Annotated in this window: 3 protein-coding genes and 1 rRNA gene; 1 reads left to right on the top strand and 3 read right to left on the bottom strand. The window is 57.1% G+C overall.

What is annotated here, in order from left to right; translation table 11 throughout:
* Positions 1-84, top strand: a 5S ribosomal RNA gene (gene rrf / locus IC231_RS20475); the annotation flags it as partial.
* A gap of 272 nt (positions 85-356) precedes the next feature.
* Here rrf and IC231_RS13515 read toward each other — a convergent pair.
* The 3 genes from IC231_RS13515 to porU are packed head-to-tail and all read right to left on the bottom strand — an operon-like array spanning position 357 to position 6,900.
* Positions 357-1,643, bottom strand: coding sequence for a M16 family metallopeptidase (locus tag IC231_RS13515; RefSeq protein WP_190784992.1), 1,287 nt, complete (start codon positions 1,641-1,643; stop codon positions 357-359).
* A 10-nt stretch (positions 1,644-1,653) separates the two neighbouring features.
* A complete protein-coding gene (gene porV / locus IC231_RS13510) occupies positions 1,654-2,856 on the bottom strand; it encodes a type IX secretion system outer membrane channel protein PorV (protein WP_190784991.1) in 1,203 nt (400 codons plus the stop codon).
* Between the two features lie 48 nt (positions 2,857-2,904).
* The gene (porU, locus tag IC231_RS13505) at positions 2,905-6,900 is read right to left on the bottom strand and encodes a type IX secretion system sortase PorU (protein ID WP_190784990.1); all 3,996 of its coding nucleotides are present in this window, start codon (positions 6,898-6,900) and stop codon (positions 2,905-2,907) included.
* Positions 6,901-6,998 lie beyond the last annotated feature (98 nt).

Below are 6,998 nucleotides of genomic sequence, written 5' to 3'. Positions count from 1 at the left end.
TCTTCCCATTCCGAACAGAGTCGTTAAGCCCCGGAGCGCCTATGGTACTGCCTTCATCGGTGGGAGAGTCGGTCGCCGCCAACCTTACTGTATTCGCCCGTCGCCCCTGGCTGCACGCTTCCCTCCCCGGAAGCCGCGGCCAGGGGCGACGTCCGTTTACTCCCCCCCGCCCAGCCCCCACCCCCTGCCCGGCCCGCAACGGCCGCTCCGCCTCCAGACTTCAGGAGAGGGAAGGGCTCCGCATCGAACGGAGGGGGGCAGCCTGCATGGCAGCTGGCTGTAATGCATATGCATAGTCAAAAGAAAAGGCAACTGTAATTAACAGTTGCCTTTTCTTTTGACTATGCATTGTGAACCTATAGTTTGGGACCGGCTATTACTTCCAGCATCTTCTCTGGAGACAAATAGTGTTGAGCGAGAGACAACAATTGCTCCGCACTGGTTTGGTTGACTTGTTCAATAAAGGTAGCGTAGTAATTAGCTGGCAAACCGAAGAAGACAATGCTTTTGTATTTGTCGCACTGCTCGAACACGGTACTGAGTTCGTTCGCAAATTTGCCCGTCATGTAGTTTTTGACGGTTTGCAACTCATCGGCGGGAATAAGCTCGTGCTGCAACACCCGTAGCTCGTACTGAATTTCCTTGATAGCGGCATCTGCACTGTTGGCGTTGACATCGGTACCAATAACGAATGAGCTAGCATGTTCACGTGGGCTGATGCTGGCATAAATCCCGTAGGTGAATCCTTTGTCCTCGCGGATATTTTTCATGAGGCGCGACCCAAAATAGCCGCCCAGGACCTTCACCAGCAACTGAAGACGATGTGTATCAGCGTGGTCGAGAGTAGGCCATAACCTTCCGATTCGGAGGGATGATTGGATACTGTCGGTAACGGATACATAGTACTGAAGAGGGCCGCTTACTGGTTCGTGCAGTGCCTGGCTGGTAGAAGGAGAAGCCGTGGTAGCTGGAGTTGATTGACCAAAAAGCTCCGTTACAAGTGTCTCATGCTCCTGGGGAATATCACCACAGATAAAAATATCTGCCTGGCTCAGCGCGTAGTTGGTGTGATAGTACGCCTGCACAGCCGACTGTGAAATCAGCGAGAAGAGTTGCTCATCGAACACGTTGCCATACGGATAGTGTGCTCCATACAGGTTGTGAGAGAACCGCTCAGAGGCGAGATAGCTGGTCTTCTGGCGTTCTACCCGCACGTTCTGGATAGTCCGCGTTTTGAGTTGCTCCAGTTCGGGAACCGGGAAAATTGGGGCTGTTACTACGTCCTGGATCAGAGGAAGCAGTTTAGGCAGGTGCCGCGTCAGGCAGTAGAGTGTGAGCGTGGCTCTGTCGAAGCCCTGCTCACACTCCAGGGAAGCTCCGTAGAAGGCTACCTCATCGGCAATCTGGCGGGCGGTGCGGGTGGTGGTGCCTTCCAGCAGCATACGGGCCGTGAGCAGCGAAATGCCGGGTGCAGGCTCATACCATTTGCCGGCCTTGAATACGATTTGCAGGCGCACGACTGGCTGGGCATCGTTGCGGAGAACATGCAGGCGGGCTCCGTTAGGGAGCGAAAACACGTCAGCCGCGGGCAGCGTTACACTGGCCAGCGGCTGAACGGGAGGAGCGACTTGACGGTCGAGCATCAGGAAAAGATTAGTTGACAGGGGCGTCGGTGTTTCCGTCGCCGAAGGCTTCTTCGAGTTTGTTGAAGTTGAAATGCAGTGATACCCGAATGGTTTGGGCTAGCGGATTGGCTCGTGAGTTCGGTACCAAGTAAGCGCCATCGACGCCGAAGACCTGGTAGCGTACCCCGAGGCCGAAGCTCAGGTATTGCCGGTCACCTTTTACGGGCGACTCATAGAAATAGCCGACACGAGCCATCAGCAAGTCATTGTAGGTGTACTCTACGCCAGCTGAGAGGTTGACTTCGCGCAATTCCTCGCTAAATCCGCCGGGGGCATCCGTGAACGAGCCTAGTGCAGCCCCTACGACGCCTTTGTTGCGCCGGGCAAGGTTTTCGGCCCGGATTGATTTGAGCTTGCCCAACGTGTCGCCCTCGATATAATAAGGACTTGGCGTGAGAAGCTTAGCACCGTCTACCGTCAGTGTAAGCTTATTATAAGCATCCAACTCCCGCGTAAGCGCAAAGCCCAGCTTTAAGCGCGTAGGCAGAAAGTCGGCCTGGTTAGCGTTAGTGTAGGTGATTTTGTTGCCGATGTTGGTGATGGTAGCGCCCAGACCCAGGTTATAATCGGAGGCGCCGATGGATAGGTCCTTGTTGTAGTAGGCTCCCAAATCGACAGCGGCGGCATTGCCGGGGCGGGAGTCGGTACCGCTGCTGTTGCCGGTGAGGTTGGAGCGGATGTAGCGGGCCGCTACGCCAACGCCGAAGTTGTCGGTGAGTTTTTGGCCGTAGGCTACGCTGAAGGCATATTCCTTCGGGTTGTAGTCGCCTTTCGATACGTTGAAATCGTCGCGGAAAGAAATGGTGCCGAGGTCGAAATACATCAGCGAAGCCGAAATGGCGGAGCGCTGCCCGATTTTGGCGGTGCCGGAAAGGTAGGCCAAGCCCATGTCGTCGGTGACGCTGCGCAGCCACGGCGAATAAGACGGCGACACACTGTACTGCGTATTAATAAAGCCTAGCTTGCCCGCGTTGTGGTAGCCGGCATTGGCATCGGGCGAGGTTGCAACACCAGCCTCACCAAGGGCAGCAGAGCGCGAATCGGGGCTGATGGTGAGAATGGGAACGGCCGTCGTCAGCGTGTTCGGGTTGGTTTGGGCCGCACCAATCAGCGGCAGGCCGATAAATCCGGAAAGCAGCGCAAAACGCACAGGCAGCTTCAGAACGATCATAGAAAGGGAGGGTGAAGAAGGCGGGAAGGTAGGCCAAAAATGCCTTGGTTAATTCAGGATAACCAGTTTTTCGAATTTCGAGGTGGTCGACTTATCGTTCTGAGAACGTACGCTGACCCGGTACACGTACACGCCGCGGGCCAGCTGGTCGTTGTATTCGTCGCGGCCGTTCCAAGAAAGCGACGGATCGGAGTAGTTGGCCGGCACGTGCGAAGCCCCACTGTTGACGGTGGCCTCCAATGTGCGTACCAGGCGGCCCGAAACCGTGAAAATCTGTACCTGCACATCGAGCACATCATTAGGGCGGTTGTGGTCAAAGTGGAACGTGGTGTTCGAGGCGAAGGGGTTCGGGTAGTTCAGCACGTGGCTCAGGGCCAGCTTATCGGTGGTAGCGGCAATGAACTCGATGTCGCGTACGGCGGAGTTATTATAGGTATCCCAGGCTTTCAGATGCAGCACGTGCGGGCCAGTGCTCAGGTCCTTGAAACCGTAGTTGACGGTGCCTTTCTGATAATCGTTGGTCTGGGCCGTGTAGAACGAATTCAGAATGGTGAGCTTGGTGGGGTCGTTGTCGAGAGTGGCGGTGATTTCGTGGCCAATCCCAGAGCCAGTTGTGTTGATGCCGCTTTCGTCGAACAGGTTAGCAATAAGCGTCGGGCTCGGGCTGGTCAGGCCACCAAACACGAACTTCTCATTGTCCATGAACAGCGTAATGCGCGGCGGAATGGTATCGAGTGCAATGATGTTGCTGGCCGCCCCAACCGGCACACTGCGGTAGCCATGGGCATCTACGACTTCGCCGCTGCTGTTGGATGCATACAGGCTTACTTTGCCAAGCCCGACGTTGTAGTTGATGTCGCGGGGCACCACAAACCGTACGGAGAAGCGCCCGTTGGTGACGGTGGCCTGGCCGTCATAAATGATACCTTCCTGCACCTGAATGTTTAGCCGGACATCCTCGGGCGAAGTGGCGAGAGTGGTTACTGTAGTGGGCTTTTCATACACCGTAACCTGCGCAATTCCCGAGAAGCTGGAGTTGATAGCAGAGTTAATATCAGTGCCGGTACGGACCGAACCCGAAAGACGCACCAGGGATAGTGCTTTCAGGGTATCTGAAACAGTACCGCTGAGCGTCCGACCGTTAAGCGAATCCAGCGTCATGGCTACATCCGGGCGGGCGAGGCGGGCACTGGGGTCGCCGAGGAGCACGTAGTTGCGGTTGAGGACGCTGGCCCCGGAGTTTTTGGAATACAGGGTCGCGTCGCCCAAGCGGGTAGGCATGCCGCTTCTGTATGTCAGCACCGAATCCAGGAAATTAGGCACCAATTCCGTAGCGGAAGTAGAGAATACGAGCCGGGTAGTGGTGTACAAACCGGCGGCACCGGCTTTGGTATCTGTCAGCATCATTTCGCCAGCCGAGGTTCGTTCCGGGTCGTCATAGGTGCTGAAGTCGCAGGTGCCGGTTACCATGAACGTGAGCTTGTTCTGATTCTGCAGGCCCGTGATGGTGGCTTTGGTCAGAATCTGTTCCTGCGCAAGGCTGGCCGGTCCGCCGTGGCCGTTGTAGTTGATGATAAGAGAACCCTGCTCAAATGACTCGTCCAGGGCCCGATTACAGTCCGGGGACTGTTCACCACCGGCCGCATTTACCTGCGGATACATATCGAGGTATACCTTGCGGAGGTTGAACTGCGGATACTCGCGGACGAGTTGCGCCGAAAAGGGCTCGGCAGACCCCGTGACGTGCGAGCTACCATCTTGGTCGTCGGCTACGAATGTGAGGCGGTTGCGCCATTTTCCGGTTGCCGAGCGGGAATCATAAGCAATCAGCTTGTCTACTACTTCTGTGGCCTGCGTGGCCGAGTACGGTGAACCACTAGGTGCCCGCACCGGCAAACGGCCTACCCCTACATCCATTAATTCGCCGGGTGCACTGATTTCGCTCCACTCACCCTCGCCTTCATCCAGAATGCCGAAATAGTCATCGGAGCAGAACGTCTGCGGGCCGAAACCATCGGCACGGCCGTAGATCTGCGCAAACGACTCGCGCGACTCATACGTGGGCACGTAGTTCTGCGCTATTTCGTCGGCGCGGTTGGGGGAGCGTTTCGACCACCAATCGGCAGGCAGATTCGCGGTATTGTTGAGGTTGCTGGGCTTGGATTTGTAATCGTAGGAAGCATCACCGAAGAGCAGCAAATACTGGTTGCGGCGTGGCGAGTCGCGCTGGTCATAAACCATCTTCATCATGTCGCGGATAGCCGAAACATCCTGGCCGCCGCCGCCAAACTCATTGTAAACCTGCGAAGTGGTAACTACCGCTACTTTCAGACGGTCGTGGCTGGTGCGCCAGTTGGCCAGGCGCTGCGCTTCTGCCCGGAAAGTGGGATGCGTCACTATAACGAGGTCCACATCGTGCGCCGGGTTTAGGGTGCCGTGCAGATCCTGGTTGGCAACCCGGCCAAAGCTGCGGGGAGAGCTGAAAGAACCACTGGGATTAAAGGCGACAAACTCGCGCAGAGAGTCGGTGGGAGCTGTGAACGAACCCGAGGCGTTCAGCGCGTAGGAGCGGGGCCGACGTGGGTTGGTGACTTCCCATACCTGCGTGCTGGTGTTGCTGCCCGCCAAGGTAAAAGGGCTGACCGAGCCCGAATTCAGATTGTCGAACGAGCGAAACTCCAGCGAAGACCCGGTAAGCCGCAAAGGCCGCAGCGCACTCACCTCCAGATAATCGAGGTAGCCTTTAGCATTGGAACCGCCCAAATACGTGAGGCCCACACTCAGCGACGAAATGGAAGCTGGTGGAACGTACGAGAAGGTGCGGAGGCTGGTAGCCGCATACTCCGGGTGGTCCGACTGCGAAACGGTAGGCAGCGGCTGCGTGAGAGTAGTACCGTTGACTGACAAGCGGAAGGAATGCTGGTCGTTGGCGTTGGTAGCTCCGGCAACTGACGACGTAATCTGCACCGTAGAGCCAGCCACTATATCAGTCAGGTCGGTGGGAAAGTTCTGCGGTGTACCTGGATTGAAGCCTTCGCCCAGCCACTGACGGCCTGATTTGGCCAAGTTTACCAAATCATGCTCCCAGAACCAGCGGGCCGTGTATTGCGCAATAGCCGGCGCATTGGCCACGCCGGCAGCCGGCGCAGGTGCCACGCGGCGGCCGGTGCGGGGCGGCGCAGCCACCGTCACGAAATAGTATGCCGTATCGGAGTAGAGGTGCTGTACGTGGCGGAAACGGCGGGCATTACGGGCCGTGTCGGGCTCCCACACGTGCGGGCCCCGGGCATAAAACAGGAAGTACTCGTTGGCATCCAGCGTCGTGTTGTTGTCGCCGGAGAAGTACACCGCATTTTCCACGAGGTCGTCGGGGCGGCGCGTACTGATGGCCTGGGGCAGCATGCCGGTTGCGTTGCCAAAAACCTGCAGGCGGGCCGGATCCAGGTTCTGTACATCAAGGCCCATAGCCGAAAGCGTGCCTCGGTCTAGCTTAAAGATACCGCTCCGGTCGACGCCCACCTTGTACCAGGTGCCAGTAGCAAGCACCGAATGGGCGGCATAATTGATTTGCTGACCCCGGCGTACAGTAGGCGCGCTAGGAAGGTAGCTGTACTCGAAGGAAACCAGCTTTTCGATTTGTCCGCTCTTTGGGCTGCGCCGCATAGCCGGTACCAGCACCAGCGTAACGGGCTGGCCGCGCTGCGTGCGCTCAAACACTTCCGGCGTAGCGGAAGCAGGGAGAAACCCACGCAGCAGTGCTAGCTCGGCGGCAGAAAAAGCTTCGTACACAGCATTGCGAACCTGCCCATCTGCCACGGTACCGGGTACTGAAATAACAGCATAGCCCTGCAACGAACCGCTGCGGTGCTGCATGCCGGTGAAAATAGGTACGCGGTGCAGGCGGCGGTCAGGCCCCGGAATTTCCTCCGTGCCAGCCCAGCTTAGCTTCTTCACAACCGACTGGCGACTGTCCTGCGCCCAAACCGAAGAGGAAAAGCTTAGCAGCAGGCAGCAACTAGCTACCAGAAGCGTAAAGTAGCGCATAGAGGTGTGTTCAATAGAGAGTTTAAACAGACTGGTAGTGGCCCTGCAACACACTGGCGCGGGTGGGGGTTCACTGCCTAGTAGTTAGTTTAACTCTC

This window comes from Hymenobacter duratus (assembly GCF_014698995.1).
GTDB lineage: Bacteria > Bacteroidota > Bacteroidia > Cytophagales > Hymenobacteraceae > Hymenobacter > Hymenobacter duratus.
This window is presented reverse-complemented; position numbering and strand designations above follow the sequence as displayed.